Here is a 21,998-nt window from a genome sequence, read left to right as displayed (position 1 = left end):
ATCTGGCCCTAGCAGGTCCGACTCAGTATGCCTGCGACCTCAATCGTCGCGATTGCTGCGCCCGCCCGAAAGGGCGGCGGTGTTCACACCGAGCGACTTGAGCTTTCGATGCAACGCCGAGCGCTCCATACCCACAAATGCGGCGGTACGCGAGATGTTGCCGCCGAAGCGATTGATCTGCGTGAGCAGGTATTCACGCTCGAACAATTCGCGCGCCTCGCGCAGCGGCAGCGTGGCAAGCCCGCCCGCCAGCACGACGCGGCCTTCCTCCTCGGCGCCCGCAGGATCCGAGGCCAGATCGCGCGCCTCGATGGCCCCCTGCCCGTCGCCCAGAATCAGCGCCCGCTCGATGACATTGCGAAGCTGGCGGATATTGCCGGGCCAGTTCATCGACTGAAGCTGCGTTTCGGCCTCTTCGGACAGATCGCGTTTGGGCAGGCCCTGCGTCTGGTGCAGAAGGTCGATGAAATGGCGGGCCAGCACGGGGATGTCATCGCGCCGCTCGGCCAATGCGGGCACCGAAATCGGCACCACGTTGAGCCGGTCATAGAGTTCCTGCCGGAAGGTGCCCGCCGCAATCTCGGCGCGCAGATCGCGCGTGGTGGACGAGATCACCCGCAGATCCACCTTGACCCGGTCGGCGCCATCGACCCGGGTAAAGGTCTGCTCGACCAGAACGCGCAGGATCTTCGACTGTGTGCCCAGCGGCATGTCGGCCACCTCGTCGAGATACAGGATCCCGCCATTTGCCTGTTCCAGAAGCCCCGGAATCACGCCGCGCGCGCCGCTTTCCTGCCCGAACAGCACGGTCTCCATCTTGTCGGGTTCGATCGCCGCGCAGGAAACAGTGACGAAAGGCGCGTCGGCGCGATTCGAATTGAGGTGGATGTAGCGCGCCGCCACTTCCTTGCCCGAGCCCGACGGCCCGGTCAGCATCACCCGCCCGTTCGAGCGCGTGACCTTGCCCAGCTGCGAGCGCAGGAATTTCATCGACTGGCTCTGACCGATCATCTCGGTCGGGCCGGTATCGCGCTTTTTCAGCTTGGTGTTTTCACGCCGCAGGCGCGAGGTTTCCATCGCGCGACCGATCACCACAAGAAGCTGGTCGGTGTTGAAGGGTTTCTCGATGAAGTCGTAGGCGCCCTTCTTGATTGCCTCGACGGCGATTTCGATATTGCCGTGACCCGAGATGATGACGACCGGGATATGCGGGTATTCGCGTTTCACCGACATCAGGATGCCGATCCCGTCCATCTTGGAATCGCGCAGCCACAGATCGAGGATCATCAGCATCGGCGGATCATTGGCGACGGCGGACATCGCCTCGTCCGAATTGGCGGCGAGACGGGTCGAATACCCCTCTTCGCGCAGGATTTCGGCCACCAGTTCCCGGATGTCGCGCTCGTCGTCGACGATCAGGATGTCGCTCATGCCTCGGCTCCTGTTCTTTCATTGCGGCTGCCGCGCGGAGTGCGCAGGATAGGCAGCCGGATTTCCGCCAGCGCGCCGGTATGGGCGCATCCCGGCATGACCGGGGCATCGCGCAACGCCAGCGAACCGCCGTGCTCTTCGATGATCTTCTTCACGATCGGCAGGCCCAGCCCGGTCCCGCGTTCGCGCGTCGTCACATAGGGTTCAAACAGCCGCGCCCGGTCTTCGGGAAGGCCGATCCCGTTATCGGCGATGGTAATGATGGCGCGATCCTCGGTCACGTCCATCTGCACCTCGATGCGCGGATGGTAACCGTCGGGCGCGTTGCCCGCCTCGATCAGCCCCTCGGTCGCTTCGCCCGCATTCTTGATCAGGTTGGTCAGCGCCTGCGAGATCATCGTCGCGTCGATCTCGATCACCAGCGGCTCTTGCGGCAAGGCGATATCGAATTCGACCGCTTCCTGCCCGGCTTCCTGCAGGGTGGTCGCGTCGCGCAGGATCTGTACCAGATCATGCGGGCGGCGATCGGGTTCGGGCATCCGCGCGAAGCGCGAGAATTCATCGACGATACGGCGCAGGTCGTTGGTCTGGCGCACGATGACATCGGTCAGATTGCCCAGCGACGCCGCGTCCTCGTCATCCATCACCTTGGAAAACTTGCGCTTGATACGCTCGGCCGACAGCTGGATCGGGGTCAGCGGGTTCTTGATCTCATGCGCGATCCGCCGCGCCACGTCGCCCCAGGCCGCCATGCGCTGAGCCGAGACCAGCTCGGTCACATCGTCGAAGGCCACAACGTAGCCTTCAAGCTCGCCGCTCGCGGTACGCCGTTCGGCCAGCCGCACCAGCAGGCTTTCAAGCCGCCCGTTGCGGCTGAGACGGATCTCGTCCTGAACGCGCCCGCCGACCATGCGCCCGTCGCCCTTGCGCAGACGCGACAGCAACACCTCGAATTCCGGCACGATCTCGGTCAGCGGCGAATGCACCGCGCCTTCGGCCTCGACCCCGATCAGGGTTTCGGCGGCGCGGTTGACGAAATCGACGCGGCCCTCGGCGTCCAGACCGATCACCCCCGCCGTCACCGAGCCCAGCACCGAATCGAACAGCCGGCGCCGTTCCTCGATCTGGCGGGTGTTGAACAACAGCGCCTCGCGCTGCCCTTTGAGCTGCCAGGTCATCTGGTTGAACACCCGGCCCATCGTCGCGATCTCGTCATCGCCGCGCTCTTCGGGCACCTGCACGTCCAGATCGCCCTTACCGACATTCTCGGCCGCCGCCGCAAGCCGCCCGATGGGACGCGACAGCCCTTCGGCAAACCACATACCTAGCCAGACCGCCGCCAGAATGAGGATCATCGCAAAGCCGATATAAACCAGCGCGAAGTTGAACAGCACGGTGCCCCGCTCGGCTTCAAGCTGGGTGTAAAGCTGGATCGTCTGCTGGGTTTCGTCGAGCAGGCTCAGGATCTCGCCATCGACGGCGCGCGCGACATAGAGCAGCCGGTCGCCATAGCCCGGCAGCGCCACCAGCGCGCGGAATTCGCTGTTGGGCCAGTCCTTGATTAGGGCCAGTTCGCCATCCAGCGCGCGGACGATATCCTCGGGCGCGGGTTCGATGAAGTCGAACAGATACGAGCGGTCGCCACGCAACAGCAGCTCGCCATCCGAATTGATGATGAACGCGACCCGCAGCCCACGCTGGATCGCCGCCTGCGCCTGACTGAGAAGCTGGCGCACCTCGCCTTCGCTGATCGCGGGGCTGCGGCGACGGGCCTCGGCCAGCACATCGGCGACGGCCTGCGCGTCTTCGATGAGGTTGCGCTCCTGTTCGCCCTGATAGGCTTCGGCGGCGGCAAGCGAGTTGCCCACAACGTTGCGCACCCGGTCCGAGAACCAGCTCTCAAGCCCCAGATTGATCGTCACCACCGCGAAAACGGCGACGGTGATCGCGGGCAGAAGCGCGATGACGGCAAAGAGCGAGGATAGCCGCAAATGCAGCTTGGCCCCCACCGCCTGCGAGCGGCGCGCACGGATCAGCCGGATGATGCGGGTCAGAACCAGCACCGCGACGACGAGGATATAGACCAGATCCGCGATCAGCACGACGCGCAGCGACGGCAACCCCGACACGAACGAGAACGGCCCCAGAACCAGCACGGTCGCGGCCACCAGAACCGGTGCCAGCAGCACAAGCGTCAGCGTGCCCAGCGTCTGCACGCGCCGCTGGAACGGGCTGCGACGGCGTGGACCGAAGGCTTCGGCCTGATGGGCCGGATCGACGGAAGAGTCGGGCGAAGTCATGAATGATGATCAGGCAACACAGGCGCAGCCGCGGGGTTGAATGCATGGGGTGCGGCAATTGCGCCACGCCCTGTTGCCTGACTACATCAATTTGCGCCGCCGTGTCACGCGAATATCCAGCTCGTTGGTTTTCTTGCGCAAGGTATTGCGGTTGATCCCCAGCAGATCGGCACAACGCGCCTGATTGCCGCCGGTATATTCCAGCGCAATGTCGATGAGCGGCGCTTCGACCTCGCGCAGGATGCGCTGATAGACGCCCGGCGGCGGCAGATCGGCGCCGTGCAGTTCGAAATACCGGCGCACGTGGCGGGCCACCGATTCCGCCAATGTCCCCGCCTCGCTCGACTCGCCTGAGGGCGCGGCGGCGGGATGGGCGTTGAGCGCGCTTTCGATCTCGGCGCGGCCGATCTCGGGCTCTTGACCAGTAATAACCAGCCGCCGGATCACGTTTTCCAGCTGCCGCACATTGCCCGGCCAGCGGTATTGCCGGACGAGTTCCAGCGCCGAGGTCGACAAGCGTCGCGGATTGCCGCCGTCGCGGGCGGCGCGGGCGAGGAAATGCTCGGCCAGAAGCGGAATATCCTCGATCCGTTCGCGCAACGGCGGGACATGCAGCGTCACGCCCGACAGGCGGTAATACAGGTCGTGGCGGAAATTCCCGGCCTCAAGCGTGGTGTTCAGCGTGCCATCGGCAATAGCGATGATGCGCGGCCCGTCGGACGGCAGCGAATCGAGAAGCCGCACAAGCCGCGCCTGCGCCGAGGCATCGAGATCGCCGAGCCCGTCGATCACCAAGGACCCGCCCCGCGCGCGCGCCATCATCGACGGCCCCGCCGAATTCTGATCGCCGGTGAAATCCTGCGCCGAGGCCAGAACAAAGGGTTGCGCGCGGCGGTCCGAGAAATCGTGCAGCGCGCGCGCCAGCAGCGACTTGCCGGTCCCGGATTCGCCGGTGATGAGCGCCGGAAGCTCGGCATTCATCACGCGCGCGACCAGCCGGTACAGCGCCTGCATCGACGGCGTGCGTCCGACCAGCGGCAGATCGGCGGCGGCAGCGGGTTCGGGCGTGGCAACCGCCGGCGCGGGCGCTGCGGCGGGCGACTTGACCCGAACTCCGCCGCGACGCGAGCTTTCCATCGCCTTGCCCGCCCGCGAGAGAAGATCGGGCAGATCGAAGGGTTTGGGCAGGTAATCCCACGCCTCGGCCTCGGTTGCCTGAATGGCGGTCATGATCGTGTTCTGCGCCGAAATCACGATCACCGGCAGCCCCGGACGCATCGTCTTGATCTGCGGCAGCATCTCGATCCCGTTGCCGTCGGGCATCATCACGTCGGTGACGACCAGATCGCCCTTTCCTTCCTCGACCCACCGCAGCAGCGTCGTCAGGCTCGAGGTCGCGTGAACGCGGCACCCTGCCCGCGTCAGCGCCTGTGTGAGCACGGTCCGAATCGTGCGGTCATCGTCGGCTACGAGGACGGTTCCATCCATCAGCGGGACTCCTTGCTTGTCATCGGGGCCATGGGAAGGGACACCCGAAAGATCGTCTGACCGGGACGAGACTTGACCTCGATCCAGCCTTCATGTGCGGCGATGATCTTCGACACCAGCGCCAGCCCCAGCCCGGTGCCGTTCTCGCGCCCGGAAACGAAGGGTTCGAACACGTTCTCGGCAATTGAATTGGGCAGGCCGGGGCCGTCATCCTCGATATGGACATGGATTGGCAGCGCCACGCGCCGCCCGTCGAGCCCGCTCACCTGCAGCCCACGCTCGAACTGCGTGCGGATGCGGATCGTACCGCCATCGGGCTGGGCCTCGGACGCGTTTTTCAACAGGTTCAGAAACACTTGCTGCAACTGATCGGGATCGGCCCAGACTTCGGGCAGCGACGGGTCGTAATCGTCGCGGATCTTCATATGCGCGCCAAAGCTGACCCCGGCCGAACGCCGCGCGCGCTCCAGAACATCGTGGATATTCGTGGCCTTGCGGTCGGGCGGACGCTGATCGCCGAATTGCTCGACCTGTTCGAGCAGCTTCACCACACGCCGCGTCTCGGCGACGATCAGGTCGGTCAGTTCGCGGTCGGCGGCACTAAGCCCCATCGACAAAAGCTGCGCGGCCCCGGCGATCCCGGCCAGCGGATTCTTGATCTCATGCGCCAGCATGTCGGCCATGCCGATGGCCGATTTGGCCGCCGCCTTGACCACCTGCGTGCGCCCCAGTCGCCCGGCAATGTCGCGCGGCGTGATCAACATCAGAAGCGAATCGGAATCGTCGTTCATCGGCGCAAGCTGCAGCGTGCACAGGATGGGCGGACGTTCCCCGGTGGTCACTTCGCAATCGTTGATGAAGATCGGTGCGCGGTTCTTGCGCGCGCGCTCGACGGCCTCTTCCATCGGCGCGTCGATCAGCAGCCGGTCGAAAGCGGGCTCGCCCTTGAGCACCTGCGACGAGACCGAGCAGAATTGCTCGGCAGCCGTGTTGCAATCGAGGATCACCTCACGCGTGCCGTCCGCCCCGGTCAGGAAGGCGGGCATCGGCAAGGCGGCGAAGATGGCGCCGGGGACCGGAACGTAGCTCATGCCGCCGCCCGATCCGGAGTCAGCGCGCCGGGCAGCGTGCGGATCACCCGCGCGGGATCGGTTTCACGCATGAGCAGGGCGCGCAGATCGGCGGGCCCGGCGACCGCATCAATATACCAGCCCAGATGCTTCCTTGCGATGCGCACGCCCAGTTCGGCGCCGTAGAAGGACAGGATCTGCTCATAATGCTCGGCCACCAGATCGGCGAGCGCGTCGCCTTCGGGCACTTCGGGCGCAGGCGTGCCATGAAGCGCGGCCCCGATCTCGGCCAACAGCCACGGACGCCCCTGCGCGCCGCGCCCCACCATGATACCCGCCGCCCCCGAGGCCGCCAGCGCGCCGCGCGCGCTTGCCGCATCGACAATATCCCCGTTGGCGATGACCGGGATCGACACCGCGTCGACCACCTCGGCGATCGCGGTCCAGTCGGCATGACCTTTATAGAACTGCGCGCGGGTCCGGCCATGGATAGTAAGCATCCGTACACCGGCCTCTTCAGCCTGTCGCGCGATCTGCGGCGCGTTCAGGCAATCGTTGTCCCAGCCCAGACGCATTTTCAGCGTCACGGGCACGCTTACTGCGCCGACAACCGCCTCGATCAGCCGCAGCGCCAGATCAGGCTCGCGCATCAGCGCGGAACCGGCGGCGCCGCCCACGACTTTCTTTGCCGGGCAGCCCATATTGATGTCGATCAGCGGGGCACCCTGCCCTTCGGCGATGCGCGCGGCCTCGGCCATCGCGTCGGCATGTCGCCCGGCAAGCTGCACGGCGGTCGGCACGCTGTCATCGACCTCGGCCCGCGCGCGGCTTGCGGCGCGGCGCGACGGGCGGGCGGTCACCATCTCGCCCGAGGCGATCATCTCGCTCACCACGAGGCCCGCGCCAAATCGGGCCACCATCCGACGGAACGGCAGATCCGTGATCCCCGACATGGGGGCCAGGACCACGGGTGGCGTCAGGGATACTGGAAACGCTGAGGAAGTCATCAGGCTCGGTTCGGCAATGCGGGTTGTGCCCATCTAGCGCGCAGAAGCGGCAAACGGAAAGGCGAGCGGGCAGGATTCTGCTTCCCGTTTCATCGTCTGCACAAATATCACGCACTGCCCAAGCAGGCACGCCCGTTTTTGCATCTTCGTCGTTCTGCGCATTCGCTTGCAGGCCCTTGCCACATCCCCTAATTCACATCTCATGACTGGGAAAAGCGACATCGCCGTGATCCTTGTGGCTGCCGGTCGCGGCAGCCGGATGGGTGGTGGCGTGCCCAAGCAATGGCGGATGCTGAACAATCATCCGGTGCTTGCCCACACGATCGATGCGTTTCGCGCGGCGGGGCTCGAAAACATCCTGCTGGTGACCCACGAAGACGACCGTGAGCGCGCGGAAACGCTGGGCGTCCCGCATGTGCTGGGCGGCTCTTCGCGCACGCAATCGGTGCGCGCCGCCCTTGAAGCCCTGAGCGACACGCCCCCCGGCAAAGTACTGATCCATGACGGCGCGCGCCCGCTTGTCGAGCCGGAGGTCATCCACGGCGTCGTCGGCGCGCTCGCTCAGCATCCTGCCGCCGCCCCCGCGCTGCCGGTTACCGATGCGCTCTGGCAGGGCGAGAACGGCCATGTCGCCGGATTGCGCGACCGCGACGACTTGTACCGCGCCCAGACACCTCAGGGTTTCGACTATGCCCGCCTTCTGGCCGCCTATCGCTCGCATCCGGGCGATGCGGCCGACGATGTGGCCATCGCGCGGGCCGCCGGCATGCCGGTGTGGATAACTCAGGGCTCCGAAAGCAATATAAAACTCACCTATCCTGCTGATTTCGAACGCGCCGAGCGGGCGCTGGCCGAACGTCAGGCAATAGAAGGTCAGACAATGGACATACGGCTGGGCAATGGTTACGACGTGCATGCCTTTACCGAGGGCGATCACGTCTGGCTCTGTGGCGTCAAGGTTCCGCATAGCCGTGCGCTGCTGGGCCATTCGGATGCCGATGTCGGGATGCACGCGCTGACCGACGCGATCTATGGCGCCATGGCCGAGGGCGATATCGGCCGCCACTTCCCCCCTTCGGACCCGCAATGGAAAGGCGCCGAGAGCCATATCTTTCTGCGCCACGCCGCCGAACTGGCCCGTTCCAAGGGCTATGCCATCGCCAATTGCGACGTGACGCTGGTCTGCGAACGCCCGAAGATCGGCCCGCATGCCAACGCGATGCGCGACACGCTGGCGCAGATCATGGCGGTCGAAGTGGACCGGGTTTCGGTCAAGGCCACGACCTCGGAACGGCTCGGTTTCACCGGGCGTGAGGAAGGGATCGCGGCGCTTGCCACCGCGACGCTGGTGCGGACATGACCCTCGCGCGTCTCGTCACCATCGGCTTCGGAGCCGGGCTGATGCGCCCCGCCCCCGGCACTTGGGGCTCGGCGGCGGCCATCGCCGTGGGTCTGGTCATCGACCGCTATCTGGGCGCGCCGATGCTCGTGGTGGCGGCGCTCGCGGCGACCGCCGCGGGGCTCTGGGCCTGTTACGTCGAACTCAAGGACCGGCCCGGTCTGGATCCCGGTGAGATCGTTATCGACGAGATCGCCGGTCAATGGATCGCGCTGGCCTTTCCGGCGCTGGCCTTCTGGTGGCGCGGCTGGGACGACTGGATGCCCTATCCCGGCTGGGTCGCGGCCTTCGTCTTCTTCCGCCTGTTCGACATCTGGAAACCGTGGTTCATCGGACGTGCCGACAAGCGGCACGACTGGCTGGGTGTGATGCTGGACGATCTGTTCGCCGGTCTGTGCGCCGGGCTTGCGGTGATCGTCGCAGCGGGCGTCGCGCATGGATATTTGATGTGAGCCTCGCGTCGGAAGTCCTTGATCTCGCTCGCGCAAAGGGCGTCATGATCGCAACCGCCGAAAGCTGCTCCGGCGGCCTGATCGCGGCGGCGCTGACGGATATTCCCGGCTCGTCTGATGTCGTCGACAGGGGCTTCGTGACCTATTCCAACGGCGCCAAGCGCGACATGCTTGGCGTCCGCGACACCACGTTGCGGGCCCACGGCGCGGTCAGCGAAGAGATCGCGCGCGAGATGGCCGAGGGCGCGCTGCGTCACAGCACGGCGCAGATCGCGGTATCGACCACCGGCATCGCCGGCCCCGGTGGATCCGAACACAAGCCCGAGGGCCGCGTCTGTTTTGGCCTTGCCCGAAAAGACGGCACGACGCGCACGGAAACCGTCGAATTCGGGCCTATCGGACGAGCAGAGGTACGCGCGGCCTCGGTCGCGCATGCCCTCGCGGCGCTCAAGTCCGCGCTTTCCTGATTCATTTTCGCTGTTTTTAAGGGCGATACGTCCAAATTGCGGGCGATTACGTGCATTTTTCGCCCGTTGCACAGCATATTTTCGTATTCGGGGCCCTTTGCCCGTTTTCTGACCTCTCGCGAGACGCTCTAGAAGCGCCATCAAACCTGAGGGGGGACAGATGAACGCTGCGGATACCGCTTTCCTGATCACTGCAACAGCCCTTGTGCTGTTCATGACCTTGCCCGCGCTGGCGCTGTTTTATGGCGGGCTGGTGCGCGCAAGGAACGTGCTGAGCGTGTTCATGCACGTCTTTTCCATCGCCTGCCTGATGTCGGTGTTGTGGCTGGCGCTTGGCTATTCCATCGCTTTCGGCGAAGGCGACGCGATCTGGGGCGGGTTGTCCCAAGCGTTTCTGATCGGCATTGACGCCGACACGCTGTCGGGCTCGGTGCCGGAAGTGCTGTTCTTCGTCTTCCAGATGACCTTTGCGATCATCACGCCCGCGCTGATCGTCGGCGCCTATGTCGAGCGGATCGGCTATGGCTTCGTGCTGGTCTTCTCGGCCCTGTGGATGATCCTTGTCTATGCGCCGGTCACCCATTGGATCTGGGGCGGCGGGTTTCTGGCCGATGGCGGGATTTTCGGCGCAACCGGCACGCGCGATTTCGCCGGCGGCATCGTCGTGCACGAAACCGCCGGTCTTGCCGCGCTGATGCTGGCCGTGGCGCTGGGTCCGCGTTCGAACCGGGTGACACCGCCCCACAATCCGGGGTTGGTGATGATGGGCGCGGCGATGCTGTGGGTCGGCTGGTTCGGCTTCAACGGCGGCTCGGCGCTGGCGGCGAACGGACAGGCGGCGATGGCCATCACCGTGACGCATCTGTCGGCGGCGGCGGCCTCCCTGACCTGGGCGCTGTGGGAGAGGATCAAGTTTGGCCGCGCGTCGATGGTCGGGCTTGTGACCGGCACGATTGCGGGGCTGGCCTCGATCACGCCCGCATCGGGCTTCGTGGGGCCGGTCGAGGCGCTGATCATCGGCGCGATTGCCGGGATCCTGTGCCAGGAGGCCGTGAACTTCGTGCGCCACAAGATGAAGGTCGACGATACGCTCGATGTCTTCGCGGTTCATGGCGTGGGCGGCATCTTCGGGACGGTGATGCTGGCCGCCCTCGGTCATGCGGCATGGGCTGCGCAGCTGGGCGCACTGGCCATCGTCGGGGTCTATACCGTCGTGATATCGTGGGTTCTGATCAAACTGGTCGGCTTGATCACCCCGCTGCGCGTCGATGCCGAGACCGAGACCAACGGGCTGGACCTGTCGGTGCATGGCGAGCGCGCCTACGACGTCTCGTCGTAACGCCCTGCCCCGCCCGTCAGCCGTAGAGCTGGCGGGCGCGGGCCTCGAACGCGCCGACGACGCGGCGCATGGCTTCATTGAAGACCAGCCCGATCACCCGTTGCAGCATCGCGTTGCGGAATTCGAAATCCACTTCGAAGGTCACGCGGCAGCCCTCGCCCTCGGACTCGATCTGCCAATACGAGTGCAGGTACTTGAAGGGGCCGTCCAGATAATCGGTCTCGATCCGGTTCTCTGTCGGGATCAGCACCACGCGCGAGCCGAATTTCTCGCGGAAGACCTTGAAGCTGATGACCAGATCCGCCTCCATCACCTCGGCCCCGTCGCCGCGCTCGGGCAAAGGTTCGCGCGAACGGATGCGCGCCGCCGCCGTCCATGGCAGGAATTCGGGATATTTGGCGACATCAGCCACCAGATCATAGATCTGATCCGCGCGATACGGAAGCTGGCGGTTTTCGCGATGATGGGGCATTGCGACCTCTGGCGTGTGCGATGGTCTTTTCCTATTGTGTGAGCGGCTTTTCAACCCCCCCTTCCACAGGACGCGACGCCATGACCCAGCCCGCCTATGTGATCGATCAGATGATCTCGGCCAAGCGCATCGCCGCGCGGGTCGAGGCGCTGGCCGAAGAAATCACCGAGGCCTTCGCCGGCACCGACAAGCTGATCGTCGTGGGCCTTCTGCGCGGCTCGTTCGTGTTCATCGCCGATCTGGTGCGCGAGATCGACCTGCCGGTCGAGGTCGATTTCCTCGAAGCCAGCTCGTATGGCGATTCGATGGAATCCAGTCGCGAGGTGCGCATCCTCAAGGATCTGCGCGGCGAGATCGCCGGGCGCGACGTGCTGGTGGTCGAGGATATCGTCGATACCGGCTTCACGCTGCATCACGTCAAGCACATGCTCAGCGCGCGCGAACCGCGGCGGCTGGAAATCTGCGCGCTTCTGGACAAGCCGACGCGGCGCGAGGTCGATATCAAGGCCACATGGACAGGTTTCGAGATCCCCGACGAATTCGTCGTGGGCTATGGCATCGACTACGCGCAGCGCAACCGCAACCTGCCCTATATCGGCAAGGTGCGCTTTACCTGACGCCGGGCGCTGGACCGGCTTAACGCACGGCCCCCGCTATCGCACAAGCCCCCGGTCGGTGACATGCTTCATCAGATCGTGGCAGTTGCGCTGGCGGCTCCAGACCATGTCGGGATCGGCAAGAACCGGCTGGCAATACTGCACGATCTCTGCGTCGCCGATCTGGGTATGCGGCTCGCGCAGGTTGAGAAGCATCGCCAGATGCAGGCCCGACCGCGTATAGCCCATATCCAGCGCACGGCGATACAGCACCTCGGCCGCGTCCAGATCGGTCTCGCCGCCCTGCCCGTTATGCAGCATCCATGCGAGGTTGTTCAGGCTCACAGGGACGCCATGATCGGCCCCGGCCCGGAACAGCGTCCGCGCGCGCCGCCAATCGGCATCGGTTGCGTGGCGCCGGTACAGCAAGCGGCCCAGATAGAACGGCGCCCAATCGTCATCGAGCGCATGCGCGCGCTCATACAGGGCGATTGCCCGCGCCTCGTCAGCCAGAACGCCAAGACCGCGTTCATAGACCCGGCCCAACTCGGCAATGGCGGGGGCCTGTCCATCGGCCTCGCCGCTTTCGAGATAGGCGCGCGAACGGTCCAGATCGACGGGAACACCGGGCGCGCCGTTGCGCAGCATGATCGCGGCGTTCAGGCGCGCGCGCTCGTGCCCCAAACGCGCGGCGCGGTCATACCAGTGCAGCGCCTGCGGCGCACTTTCGGCCACACCGCGCCCCTGACGATAGGCATAGCCCAGCAGGAATTGCGCCCCGGGATGATTGCGCTCGGCAAGCGGAACGAGAACGCGCAGCGCTTCCTCGTGCTCGCCATTGCGAAACGCGCGGCGGGCGGCTTCATAGTCGCGGTCGTCGACGCTCTGAGTCGCTGTGGATGTGGAGGCGGACTGAGCCATGACCGGCGCGGCGCATCCCAGCGACAGGACAACCGCCAGAACGGCGCTGAATGCCGGCAGGGCGGCGGCGGGCGCGGGTGTCATATGGATGGGGGCAAAAAAACGGCCCATGATGAAATCCCTTCTTCGTCAATCACTACGCAAAGCAAGCGCGGCAAGGGGGCGAAGCCCGAAGGGCCGGTGCCGAAGCAGGTCCGCAAATAGGAACCCCATAGCGCGCCGACACGACCAGTCATACCTCAGGTTGCAGTTTGTCCTTTCCCATCTGTCGTCGCAATTGTGGCACCGGTTCAAATCCAAGTCTTAACCCGAAGGGGTTAAGTCCCGGAAATTTTCGCCTAATCGCGGGCGCGGTGCAGATATACCATCGGCATATCGCGGATCATCGTCGGGCTCTTGGTCCGGCACCATCCGGCCTCAAGCGCGCAGGCCTCGATCTCGGCGATATAGGGTGCGGGATCGCCCCATGTCGCGTAGAGTTTGAAATCGGTGTTGGCGATGGGCCTGAGCCCGTCATTCAGGATCGCCTCCCACACCGCCGCGCCGCAGCCCATCGCGCCCGCTTTGCGGTAATCGTCGAACACAATGACCCCGTCTTCGCGCAACAGCTTGCGGGCCGAGGCGGTATCCTCGCGCACCAGATCGTAGGTATGGCCCGCATCAATATGAACGAACCGCGCCGATCCCGGGGCGACATGGCGGGTGATTGTCGAGGTCGGCGCGCGCACGATGCGTGGCAGCTCGCGGTGGAAAGCGAGGTAATTGCGCTCGAATTCGACCTGCGACAGCGATTGCCCCTTGAAGAACCGCTGTTCGTCGGGCGCGACGCTGGCATCGGTGGCCACATCCTCGAACAGATCGCAGGCGGTGAATACCTCGCCCGGACGCTGGAAATTGCCGATCACCACGGCGCTCTTGCCCTTGAACACGCCCAGCTCGACCAGACCGCCCAAGGGCTGCGTGCGGTTCTGGTACTGCAAGACCCAGGTGAAAGCCGCCTGATCGATGGGCATGAACCATCCGGGAATGTCGTCGAATTTCATCTTGTGCCCTTGAATATGCATCGGCTGCGGAACGTCGAAGCCAAGGCTATGACCCCGGCACAGACACCGCAAGGCGCGGCTTTGTATCGGATAGCGAAACAGTAGCGCGCGATCGTTTCCGCCAATGCGGCGGATGTCACCACTCAGCCACGATTGCACCGTTTCAAGGTCCCGTCTGTTGCGCTAGGCTCGTTAACACTGCCGTCCAAGCGGCGTGCGTAAGGGTTCCAGACAGGCAGATGTGACGGATGAGTGACGATTCCATCGAGATGTTCGACGCCAGCGAGGCCGCCAACGATGCCGACTGGCTGGCGATCATGCAGGAAATCGGTGACGAGTCGGGCTATTTCGAGCCGCTCGGCGACAAGCATTCGGCGTTCTTCTCGGATCTGGGCCCCGTGCTGCTGGTCAGTTTCGAAACCGTCTCGGGCGTGCGCAGCGCGGGCGGCGGACAAATGCCACTGGGCTACCAGATCGCCGCGCCGCGCGGCTGGTCGTCTCTGACGATCCTCGCGCATGACGAGACATGGTATCGCGACGCGTCGGTCTATGGCTTTTTCGACCGGCTGATCGACGACGCTTTCTTCGAGGATTTCGACCGCGTTGTGTTCTACGGCGCGGGCATGGGCGGTTATGGCGCGGCGGCGTTTTCGGTCGCGGCCCCTGGCAGCACGGTACTGGCCCTCGCGCCGCAATCGACGCTGGAAACCGAAGCCGCCGAATGGGACCGCCGCTATATGCAGGCCCGGCGGCTCGATTTCACCAGCCGCTTCGGCTTTGCGCCGGATATGGTGGAAGGCTGCGAGAAGGTCTTCATCGTCTATGACCCGATCCAGCAGGTCGATGCCGTCCATGCGGCGATGTTCCGGGGCGCGCATGTGAACCGGCTGCGCGCGCGCCATATCGGGCGCGACCCGCAGGCCGAGCTGGCCCGCATCAGCGTGTTGCGCCCGCTTCTCGACGCGGCCTGCAACGGTACGCTGACCCCGCTTCAGTTCTTCCGCCTCTGGCGTCAGCGCCGCACCAACGCGCATTACCTCGGGCGGATGATCGGACGACTCCAGATCCAGAACCGTCCCGCCCTGCTGCTGCGCGCGCTCAAGGTCGCCAACACGCTGGTCGAGCATCCGCAGCTTCGCAAGGCGCTCGAGCGGGTCGAAGCCGGCAGGCCGCTGCGCGACTAACGCCCTTCACACCGTGCAGGCCGCGCGCTATGGGAACGCCATGACGCGCTTGACCCTGACCCGCCCCGACGATTTCCACCTGCACCTGCGCGACGGCGCCATGCTTGAAGGCATCGCGCCCGAAACGGCGCGCGACTTCGCCCGTGCGATCATCATGCCGAACCTCGTGCCGCCTGTGGTCACGGGCGCGCAGGCCGCCGCTTATCGCGACCGCATCTCCGCCGCGCTGGAAAAGACGATGCCGTGTGCGGAATTCACGCCGCTGATGACGCTCTATCTGACCGAAGAGACCGATCCGGCGGATGTCGTCGCCGCGCACAAGGCGGGCATCGTCAAGGCGGTCAAGCTGTACCCGGCGGGGGCCACCACGAATTCAGCCTCGGGCGTGCGCGACTTTGCCAAGGTCGCCCCGGTTTTCGAGGCGATGGCGAAAGCGGGCGTGCCGCTTTGCCTGCATGGTGAGGTCACGGATCCCGAGATCGACATTTTCGACCGTGAAGCCGTGTTCATCGACACCGTTCTGGACCCGATCCGCCGCGCCCATCCGGGCCTTCGCGTGATCATGGAGCATGTGACGACCAAGGATGCGGTCGACTATGTGCGCGCCCATGACACGGATCTTGCCGCGACGATCACCACGCATCACCTGATCATCAACCGCAACAGCCTGCTCGTGGGCGGGATGCGGCCGCATTATTTCTGCCTGCCGGTTGCCAAGCGCGAGCTGCATCGCCAGGCGCTGGTCGAGGCTGCGACCTCGGGCGATGCGCGGTTCTTTCTGGGCACCGACTCGGCGCCTCACAGCGATGACCGCAAGGAATGCGAATGCTGCGCGGCGGGCTGCTTCACCGCGACCAACACGATGCCGCTGCTGGCCGAGATATTCGAGCGCGCGGGCGTGCTGGACCGGCTTGAAGCCTTCACCTCGCATTTCGGGGCGGATTATTACGGATTGGCCCGCAACAGCGGCACCCTGACGCTGGAAAAACAAACCGATCCCGTGCGCTTCCCCGCCAAGATCGATACGGGCGCCGGGCCAGTGACGGTGTTCGAACCGGGCTTCGCGGTGCATTGGAAGGTGGTCGCCTGAACGCGGCCTGCGTGCGTTACCGGCGTCTGTCAGGACCTTATTGCGAATAGCCGAGTTCGGGCAACTGCGCGACCGAGGCGTTTTCCAAATGGGTTTGCATCGTCTGCCCGACATCGTTCGGCCCCGAGCCGAGGGCGATGAAGACCATAATGCCGAATGACGCGGCAATCGCCGTCAGCACGACCCAATCGACCGTAACCGCACCGTTGTCACGGCACAGAAAGCGTCTGATGGCATACAGCATGGCGGCTCCCGGTTGCGGTCAACTTGTACCCTGACAAGGGATTCTGACCGAATTGTGGTAAAGCTGCCGTATGAAATCGGTCTCCTTACATATGGTTAACCGAATGTGAGCGCGGGTTGCCGTCCGGTCCATTCCACCGCCTGATGCCACCCATGGGCGAGTTGCAACAGACCCAGATCGTCGCCATGGCGCCCGATCAGCTGCAACCCCATCGGCAGCGCCGCCGCCCCGAAACCCGCAGGCACGCACAAGGCCGGCAACCCGATGAGCGAGGCGGGAATCACCACCTCCATCCAGCGGTGATAGGTGTCCATCTGGCAGCCCGCGATCTCGGTCGGGTATTCCAGCGACAGATCGAAGGGCCAGACCTGAGCGCTGGGCAGGATCAGCGCGTCGAAATCCTCGAACAAACGGGCAGCGGCGGCGTACCATCTCGAGCGGGTCAGGCTGGCCGCCTTGACCTCGGCCATCGTCAGGGTCTGCCCGGTCTCGATCTCCCAGATCGCGGTGGATTTGAGCTGTTTGCGCCAGGCCGGGTTACCATAGAGTGCGCCGAGACGGTCGGCATTGGCGAAGGCGCGCAGATGCAGCCAGCTTTGCCACAGCGCCTTGGCGTCGAAGGGCGCGTCGATCGCCTCGACCGTGACGCCCAGCGTCTCAAAGACCCGCAGCGCCGCCGCGCAGGTGTCCAGTACGCCCGCCTCCATCGGATAGGCGCCGCTCCAATCGCCCAGCCAGCCCACGCGCCGCCCGCGCAGGTCGCTCTCGATCCGGTCAAGAAAGCTCTCGCGCGGCAGGCAGAAGGGGCGTTCGGGCACCGGGCCTGCCTGAACCTCGAGCAAGGCCGCCAGATCGCGCGGGCTGCGCGCCATCGGGCCATTCGTGGACAACGGATGCAGATAGGTATCGCCCTCGGCGTCATCCGGGACGCGGCCCCAGCTTGGGCGCATCCCGTAGACATTGTTCCAGCCCGCCGGGTTGCGCAGGCTGCCCATCATGTCCGACCCGTCGGCGATAGACGTCATCCGGCAGGCCAGCGCCACCGCAGCACCGCCCGACGAGCCGCCGGCGCTGCGCGCCGGATCCCACGCATTCCCCGTCGCCCCGTGGACCGGGTTGAACGTATGGCTGCCCAGCCCGAATTCAGGCGTGTTGGTCTTGCCGATGAACAGCGCCCCCGCCGCGCGCATCCGGGCGACCATGAGCTCATCCCTGCGCGCGACCTGCCCGGCAAGGATGGTCGAGCCCATGCTGGTGGGCAGGCCCGCGACATTCGCTAGATCCTTCACCGCCATGGGCAGGCCATGCATCCAGCCCTTGCGCGGCGTGGCATCGGCCTGCCGAGCCTGCGCCAGCAGATCCTCGGGATCGGCAAGACTGACGATGGCATTCACGCGGGGATTGCGGGCCTCGATCCGCGCCAAGCTCGCGCGCATCAGTTCCTCGGCCGACACCTCGCGCCGTGAGAGCGCGGTCGATTGGTCAAGCGCGTCGCGGTCCAGCAAATCGTCCATCAAGGCCCCCGTTTCAGACAAGGGCCACGCTAACGCAGCGCCGCGGGCAAGGCGAGAGGCCCGGCTACGAACGATCCGCATCCGGCGCGAATCGGTTCCGGTCGACGCGAATCACAGATTCGGCTTATCCCGCGCCTTTGAACGCGCCATGATGCGCGGCCTCTTGACCAAGATGCGTGCGCTCTCACAGGCTATCGGCACCGAGCGGGCCCCGGTCGAGCTCGCCAGTTGGACAAATGTATAACAAGCGGTCATCCTGCGCGCAGGCAGATCTATTATCGGAGAGACGTGTGGACATCATCGACACGGATGGCGTGACCATCCCCCTGCCCGACGGCACCAAGCTTTCGGCCCGGATCTGGCGCCCTGCGTCAGGCGACCCTGTCCCCGCGATTCTTGAATACATCCCGTACCGAAAGCGCGACAACACGCTGCCGCGCGATGAGACGATCCATCCGTGGATGGCCGCCCGCGGCTATGCCTGCCTGCGCGTGGATCTGCGCGGCAATGGCGACAGCGAAGGCGTGTTCGACGACGAATACTCACCCACCGAGCTGCAGGATGCCTGCGATGTCATCGCGTGGATCGCCGCACAGGACTGGTGTACGGGCAATGTCGGGATGATGGGCAAAAGCTGGGGCGGCTTCAATTGCCTGCAGACCGCCTTCCTGCAGCCGCCCGCGCTGAAAGCCGTGGTCAGCGTCTGTTCGACCGTCGACCGCTTCGCCGACGACATCCATTTCAAGGGCGGTTGCCTGCTGGGTGAAAACTTCGGCTGGGGCACGCTGATGCTGTCCTATGCCTCGCGCCCCGCCGATCCGCTCTTGCGTCCCGACTGGCGCGCGGATCTGCGCCAGCGGATCGAAACGCTGCCGCATCTGTCCGAGTTGTGGTCGAGCCATCAGGCGCGCGACGATTACTGGAAGCACGGCTCGATCTGCGAAGATTACAGCCGCATGACCGCCGCGGTGCTGTCTATCGGCGGCTGGGCCGACAATTACATGAACACCCCCGCGCATATCGTCGAGAATGTCGCGATGGGCAAAGCCATTGTCGGACCCTGGGTGCATCAGTACCCCCATACCGCCGTTCCTGCGCCGCGCATCGGTTTCCTGACCGAGATGAAGACGTGGTGGGATCGCTGGCTCAAAGGGGTCGAGAACGGCGCCGAGGACTGGCCCGATTACCGCGCCTACATGATGACCTCGGCCAAGCCCGACGCATCTGCCCCTGAAAAACTGGGCTACTGGGTGGCCGACACCCTGCCCTCGCCGCATGTGACATGGCGCGCGCTGCCGCTCTCGGCGGGCGGCGCGCTGGGCGACGGCCCCGCGCCCGAGGCCACGATCTGCACCAAGCAGACGCTCGGGGCGATGGCGGGCGAGTACTTCCCGATGGGCCTCAATGGCGAGATGGCGGGCGATCAGCGCAACGACGACGCGCATTCGGTCTGTTTCGACACGCCCCTGCCCGACGGGTTGCGGATGCTCGGCGCCGCGACGCTGTCGCTGCGCCTTTCCTCGGACAAGCCTTTCGCCTTCGTCTGCGCCCGGCTTTGCGATGTGGCGCCGGACGGATCTTCGACCCGGATCGCCCATGGGTTGTTGAACCTTCATCACCGCACCGATCCGCCGACCCCGCTGACGCCCGGCGAAGAGATCGAAGTCGAGCTGGTTCTCGACCAGATGGCCTATGAAATCGCGCCGGGCCACAGCCTGCGGCTGGCGCTGTCGAATACCTATTGGCCCTTCGTCTGGCCGTCGCCGGAAATCGCCGCGCTCTCGCTCACAGGCGGCACGCTGAGCCTGCCCGTCCATGACGGCAAAACCCCCGGCTGGACCTTCGGCGAGCCCGAGGTCCCGCCGCCCGGACGCCTGCAGGCGTTGAGCGAAAGCCGCCATGCGCGGACCCGCGAGATCGATGTGGTGAGCGGCGTCGAGACCTATACCGTGATCTCGGATAGCGGCGAGACCGAGAACCCCGATCACGGCCTGATAACCCGCGACACGATGGTCGAGATCTGGTCGATTCACCCCGACGATCCGCTCAGCGCGTGTTGCAAGATCACCTGGACTCAGCATTTCCGCCGGGGCGACTGGTCGGTCGATACCCGCGTCGAGGCCCAGCAGACCGGCACAACCGACGCGCTTGTTCTGGACGCGGCCCTGAATGTCCACATCAAGGACGGCTCAGAACCCCGTGAAACTATCGACAGAAACTTTCATGCACGTGTTGCCCGCAAGCATGTCTGATTGTTACAGTTAGGGCGAACATAATGATTGCTTCATTAGCCAGCCAGTTGTTATTGATTCAACAGTCAAGAAAAATTGGACGCTGGAGAAGCGCCGAAACCATGACCTTCCGTCGAGAAGGCTATCCAGGGAGACATCCATGAACGACGAATTTCGCTACCTTCTGGCCCGTGCTGCGCGCGGCAAGCTGGACCGTCGGGCCTTTCTCGGCCGCGCCGCCGCACTTGGCGTGACCAGCACCGCCGCGACCGGCCTACTGTCGAAGGCTGTGCTGGCTCAGGGCCCGCGTCAGGGCGGGAACCTTGTGATGGGCCTGCAGGGCGGCGAAAGCACCAACTCTCTGGACCCGGCGCTGGCCGCCAGCCAGGTGCCCTTCATCTACCTGAAGGTTTCGGGCGAGCCGATGGTCAACATCCTGCCCGACGGCAGCCTGCAGGGCCGCATCGCCGAGGAATGGAGCGCCTCGCCCGACGCCACGACCTGGAGCTTCAAGATCCGCTCGGGCGTGGAATTCCATAACGGCCAGACCGTCACCGCCGAGGACGTCGCCCAGACCCTGCGCCGCCACTCGAACGAGGAAAGCCAGTCGGGCGCGCTGGGCATCATGCGCGGCATTTCCGACATCTCGGTCGACGGCGACACGCTGGTGCTGACCACCGATGGCCCGAATGCCGACCTTCCCTACCTGCTGGCCGATTATCACCTGATGATCCAGCCCAATGGCGGCATGGACGATGCCACGTCAGGTATCTTCGCGGGCGCCTACAAATGGGTCGAGAACGAGCCGGGCGTGCGCCATGTGCTCGAGAAGTTCGAAAATTACTGGGATGACGGCGCGGGCCATTTCAACTCGATCGAGATGCTGGTCATCAACGACGCGACCGCGCGCAACTCGGCGCTGCAATCGGGTCAGGTTCAGCTGATCAACCGGGTCGAACCGCGCGTCGCGGGTCTGCTGTCGCGCGCCCCGGGCGTGAGCGTGGAATCGACCGCCGGTCGCGGGCATTACGTGTTCATCATGCATTGCAACACCGCGCCCTTCGACAACAACGACCTGCGCATGGCGCTGAAGCTGGGCATCAACCGTCAGGACATGGTCGACCGGATCCTGCGCGGCTATGGCTCGGTGGGCAACGACATGCCGATCAACGCCTCGTACCCGCTGTTCGACGACACGATCCCGCAGCGTGAATACGATCCCGATCAGGCGCGCTTCCACTACGAGCGTTCGGGCCATTCGGGTCCGATCGACCTGCGCGTCTCGGACGTGGCCTTCCCGGGTGCGGTCGACGCAGCCCAGCTGTTCAAGGAAAGCGCCTCCGCTGCCGGGATCGACATCAACATCATCCGTGAACCGGGCGATGGCTATTGGTCGGAAACCTGGAACGTACAGCCCTTCTGCGCCTCGTATTGGGGCGGGCGTCCGGTGCAGGACCAGATGTATTCGACGGCCTATCTGTCGACCGCCGACTGGAACGACACGCGCTTCTTCAACGACCATTTCGACGAGCTGCTGCTGGAAGCCCGCGGCGAGCTGGATCAGACGCGCCGCAAGGCGATCTACAGCGAAATGGGCATGATGGTGCGTGACGAGGGCGGTCTGATCTGCCCGATGTTCAACGACTTCATCGACGCCCATAACGACCAGATCACGGGCTGGGTCACCAACCCGAATCTGGAATTGATGGACGGTCTCGCCCCCGTCCTGATGTGGTCGGCTGAATAAGGC

Annotated in this window: 19 protein-coding genes; 9 read left to right on the top strand and 10 right to left on the bottom strand. The window is 64.9% G+C overall.

Annotation, left to right across the window (positions count from 1 at the left end; all coding sequences use genetic code 11):
* Positions 1 to 39: 39 nt before the first annotated feature.
* The 5 genes from JI664_RS07160 to dusB all read right to left on the bottom strand — a co-directional run bounded on the left by JI664_RS07160 (position 40) and on the right by dusB (position 7,296).
* Entirely contained in the window at positions 40 to 1,431 is a 1,392-nt protein-coding gene (locus JI664_RS07160) for a sigma-54-dependent transcriptional regulator (protein WP_109532092.1), read from the bottom strand.
* Positions 1,428 to 3,731 carry a sensor histidine kinase NtrY-like gene (locus JI664_RS07155; RefSeq protein WP_207013044.1) on the bottom strand — a complete coding sequence of 768 codons (2,304 nt, stop codon included), beginning with the start codon at positions 3,729 to 3,731 and terminating at the stop codon, positions 1,428 to 1,430. The genes JI664_RS07160 and JI664_RS07155 overlap by 4 nt, the downstream gene beginning before the upstream one ends.
* A gap of 81 nt (positions 3,732 to 3,812) precedes the next feature.
* Entirely contained in the window at positions 3,813 to 5,219 is a 1,407-nt protein-coding gene (locus tag JI664_RS07150; RefSeq protein WP_207013043.1) for a response regulator, read from the bottom strand.
* Positions 5,219 to 6,310 (bottom strand): two-component system sensor histidine kinase NtrB, encoded by a 1,092-nt coding sequence (locus JI664_RS07145; RefSeq protein WP_207013042.1) that lies wholly within the window; start codon positions 6,308 to 6,310, stop codon positions 5,219 to 5,221. Before JI664_RS07145 ends, JI664_RS07150 begins: the two co-directional genes overlap by 1 nt.
* Positions 6,307 to 7,296: a tRNA dihydrouridine synthase DusB gene (gene dusB / locus JI664_RS07140; RefSeq protein WP_207013041.1), complete on the bottom strand. Its 990-nt coding sequence runs from the start codon at positions 7,294 to 7,296 to the stop codon at positions 6,307 to 6,309. Before dusB ends, JI664_RS07145 begins: the two co-directional genes overlap by 4 nt.
* Positions 7,297 to 7,498: 202 nt before the next feature.
* On the opposite strand from dusB, the gene JI664_RS07135 reads away from it, so the two are divergent.
* From JI664_RS07135 to JI664_RS07120, 4 genes are all read left to right on the top strand, one after another.
* Positions 7,499 to 8,656, top strand: a complete 1,158-nt coding sequence (locus JI664_RS07135) for a bifunctional 2-C-methyl-D-erythritol 4-phosphate cytidylyltransferase/2-C-methyl-D-erythritol 2,4-cyclodiphosphate synthase (protein WP_207013040.1) — start codon at positions 7,499 to 7,501, stop codon at positions 8,654 to 8,656.
* Positions 8,653 to 9,147, top strand: coding sequence for a phosphatidylglycerophosphatase A family protein (locus tag JI664_RS07130; protein WP_207013039.1), 495 nt, complete (start codon positions 8,653 to 8,655; stop codon positions 9,145 to 9,147). Before JI664_RS07135 ends, JI664_RS07130 begins: the two co-directional genes overlap by 4 nt.
* On the top strand, positions 9,144 to 9,614 hold the full coding sequence (locus JI664_RS07125; protein WP_207013038.1) for a CinA family protein: 471 nt from the start codon (positions 9,144 to 9,146) through the stop codon (positions 9,612 to 9,614). Before JI664_RS07130 ends, JI664_RS07125 begins: the two co-directional genes overlap by 4 nt.
* A gap of 160 nt (positions 9,615 to 9,774) precedes the next feature.
* On the top strand, positions 9,775 to 10,953 hold the full coding sequence (locus JI664_RS07120) for an ammonium transporter (RefSeq protein WP_207013037.1): 1,179 nt from the start codon (positions 9,775 to 9,777) through the stop codon (positions 10,951 to 10,953).
* 16 nt (positions 10,954 to 10,969) lie between these two features.
* Here JI664_RS07120 and JI664_RS07115 read toward each other — a convergent pair whose 3' ends face one another.
* Entirely contained in the window at positions 10,970 to 11,425 is a 456-nt protein-coding gene (locus JI664_RS07115; protein ID WP_207013036.1) for a type II toxin-antitoxin system RatA family toxin, read from the bottom strand.
* An 80-nt stretch (positions 11,426 to 11,505) separates the two neighbouring features.
* Here JI664_RS07115 and hpt point away from each other — a divergent pair, with 80 nt between their 5' ends.
* Positions 11,506 to 12,042 carry a hypoxanthine phosphoribosyltransferase gene (hpt, locus tag JI664_RS07110; RefSeq protein ID WP_207013035.1) on the top strand — a complete coding sequence of 179 codons (537 nt, stop codon included), beginning with the start codon at positions 11,506 to 11,508 and terminating at the stop codon, positions 12,040 to 12,042.
* Positions 12,043 to 12,078: 36 nt separating this feature from the next.
* Here the strand turns inward: hpt and JI664_RS07105 are convergent, their stop codons facing one another.
* Together JI664_RS07105 and JI664_RS07100 are read right to left on the bottom strand one after the other, a co-directional pair.
* Positions 12,079 to 13,053: a tetratricopeptide repeat protein gene (locus tag JI664_RS07105; RefSeq protein ID WP_207013034.1), complete on the bottom strand. Its 975-nt coding sequence runs from the start codon at positions 13,051 to 13,053 to the stop codon at positions 12,079 to 12,081.
* A 227-nt stretch (positions 13,054 to 13,280) separates the two neighbouring features.
* On the bottom strand, positions 13,281 to 13,985 hold the full coding sequence (locus tag JI664_RS07100) for a class I SAM-dependent methyltransferase (RefSeq protein WP_207013033.1): 705 nt from the start codon (positions 13,983 to 13,985) through the stop codon (positions 13,281 to 13,283).
* Positions 13,986 to 14,233: 248 nt separating this feature from the next.
* On the opposite strand from JI664_RS07100, the gene JI664_RS07095 reads away from it, so the two are divergent.
* Positions 14,234 to 15,169, top strand: coding sequence for a phosphoadenosine phosphosulfate reductase (locus tag JI664_RS07095; RefSeq protein WP_207013032.1), 936 nt, complete (start codon positions 14,234 to 14,236; stop codon positions 15,167 to 15,169).
* A gap of 40 nt (positions 15,170 to 15,209) precedes the next feature.
* Positions 15,210 to 16,259 (top strand): dihydroorotase, encoded by a 1,050-nt coding sequence (pyrC, locus tag JI664_RS07090; RefSeq protein WP_207013031.1) that lies wholly within the window; start codon positions 15,210 to 15,212, stop codon positions 16,257 to 16,259.
* Between the two features lie 37 nt (positions 16,260 to 16,296).
* Here the strand turns inward: pyrC and JI664_RS07085 are convergent, their stop codons facing one another.
* Together JI664_RS07085 and JI664_RS07080 are read right to left on the bottom strand one after the other, a co-directional pair.
* Entirely contained in the window at positions 16,297 to 16,503 is a 207-nt protein-coding gene (locus JI664_RS07085; protein WP_207013030.1) for a hypothetical protein, read from the bottom strand.
* Positions 16,504 to 16,598: 95 nt separating this feature from the next.
* Positions 16,599 to 18,017: an amidase gene (locus JI664_RS07080; RefSeq protein ID WP_207013029.1), complete on the bottom strand. Its 1,419-nt coding sequence runs from the start codon at positions 18,015 to 18,017 to the stop codon at positions 16,599 to 16,601.
* Between the two features lie 290 nt (positions 18,018 to 18,307).
* On the opposite strand from JI664_RS07080, the gene JI664_RS07075 reads away from it, so the two are divergent.
* Positions 18,308 to 20,269 (top strand): CocE/NonD family hydrolase, encoded by a 1,962-nt coding sequence (locus JI664_RS07075; RefSeq protein ID WP_207013028.1) that lies wholly within the window; start codon positions 18,308 to 18,310, stop codon positions 20,267 to 20,269.
* A gap of 139 nt (positions 20,270 to 20,408) precedes the next feature.
* Positions 20,409 to 21,995 (top strand): ABC transporter substrate-binding protein, encoded by a 1,587-nt coding sequence (locus tag JI664_RS07070; protein WP_207013027.1) that lies wholly within the window; start codon positions 20,409 to 20,411, stop codon positions 21,993 to 21,995.
* Positions 21,996 to 21,998: the final 3 nt, after the last annotated feature.

It is taken from the genome of Rhodobacter sp. NTK016B (assembly GCF_017303295.1).
Taxonomy (GTDB): Bacteria; Pseudomonadota; Alphaproteobacteria; order Rhodobacterales; family Rhodobacteraceae; genus Pararhodobacter.
This window is presented reverse-complemented; position numbering and strand designations above follow the sequence as displayed.